A 1,737-nucleotide genomic window follows, 5' to 3' on the forward strand; every position below is an offset into this window, starting at 1 on the left:
CCGCCTGCGTCCCACCGTCGCCGCGCCGCGTACGTGGGAGGAGCTCGCCGATCCCGATCTGTCTCAGCTGGAATACGAGGAGGTCCTCGAACGCGTCGCTGACGGCCTCGACCCGCTCGGGCCTCTCCGCGCGCAGGCACCTGACCGCCTGGAAACCTACCGCTCCATGCGCGACCCGGCCAGGACCGCGGAGCCGGTGCCGGTGGATCCTCCGACGAAGCGCACCGAGGGTGCGCCGACCTTCGTCATCCATGAGCACCACGCCCGCCGCCTGCACTGGGACTTCCGGCTCGAACACGACGGCGTGCTCGTCTCCTGGGCCGTGCCCAAGGGCCCGCCGCTGGATCCGGAGGTCACCCGTCTGGCCGTGCAGACCGAGGACCACCCGTTGGAATACGGCGACTTCGAGGGGACCATCGCGAAGGGCGAGTACGGCGCCGGGGAGGTGAGTATCTGGGATGCCGGCACGTGCGAGATCGAGAAGTGGCGCGGGGGCACGGAGGTCATCGCCGTGCTGCACGGCCGCGAAGGCGGTGGCCTCGGCGGCGCGCCACGCCGCTTCGCCCTCATCCACACCGGCGAGCGGAACTGGCTGCTCAAGTTCATGCAGGACCAGCCGGAGGATGCTTCTCGACGCCCACCTGTCACCCTCGCCGATCTGCCCGCACCGATGCTCGCCACCCCGGGCACACCGGCCGATGTGCGCCTGGGCGTGCAGGACGGGGAGGAGTGGGTCTTCGAGATGAAGTGGGACGGCTACCGCATCATTGCCGGGGTCGGCGGGGGAGCGGTGGTGTTGGCCAGCCGCAACGGCCACGACTACACCGCACTGTTTCCGCAGGCCGCGGAACTACTCGAGTTGCTTCCTCAGGGCGGAATCCTCGACGGGGAACTGGTGGCCCTCGACGAGCGTGGACGCCCGGATTTCGGGCTGCTGCAGGCGGTGGCCGCGGGGGAGGAGGTGGAGACGACCCTGCGCTACATGGTCTTCGACCTCCTGCGGCTGGGTAAAAGTCCGCAGCTGCGGACTCCGTACCGGAAGCGACGGGCGCTGCTGCGGGAGGTACTCGCGGAGGGCGAGCACGTCACCGTCCCACCCGCCCACACAGGTAGCCTCGCCCAGGCGGAGAAGGTCAGCCGCGACCTGGGACTGGAGGGGGTGGTGGCCAAACGCGCCGACTCGACCTACCTGCCGGGCAAGCGCGGGAAGGCGTGGCTCAAGCTGAAGACGCAGCTGCACCAGGAGGTGGTGGTCATCGGGGCGCGCCACGGCAAGGGCGGGCGCGCCGGTGGAATCGGATCCCTGCTGCTCGCCGTTCCCGACGACCAGGGAGTATTGCGCTACGCCGGGCGGGTGGGCACCGGATTCACGGCCGCGCAGCTCAGCGACATCGAGAAGCTGCTGCGCCGCCTGGAGAGGAAAACCCCGCCCGTCGACGATGTCCCCGCCGCAGATGAGAAGGATGCCTGGTGGGTGACTCCGCGGCACGTCGGCGAGGTGGCCCTGGCCGGGCGGACCCGCGAGGGTCGGGTGCGGCAGGCCGTGTGGCGGGGCTGGCGCGCCGACAAGGACCCGGGCGAGGTGCGTTGGGAGCTCTAGAATTCAAGCGATGAACGTCACCCTCCACGACAACCTCGGCACCGCGGACTCCCCGTCGCAGGCGGCCCTCGATGCCGCCGCGATCGGCGAACGGGCCGAGCAGGAACGCTTCGGGCACACCGACTTCCATTACCGCG

General features: G+C 70.4%; 1 protein-coding gene. It reads left to right on the forward strand.

Going from position 1 to position 1,737, the window contains the following annotated elements:
* The coding region (gene ligD / locus Q4F73_RS12440) for a non-homologous end-joining DNA ligase (RefSeq protein ID WP_303359652.1) at positions 1–1,600 on the forward strand (1,600 nt) is incomplete at its 5' end.
* Between the last annotated feature and the right edge of the window lie 137 nt (positions 1,601–1,737).

The sequence above is a fragment of the Corynebacterium sp. genome (assembly GCF_030535495.1).
GTDB lineage: Bacteria > Actinomycetota > Actinomycetes > Mycobacteriales > Mycobacteriaceae > Corynebacterium.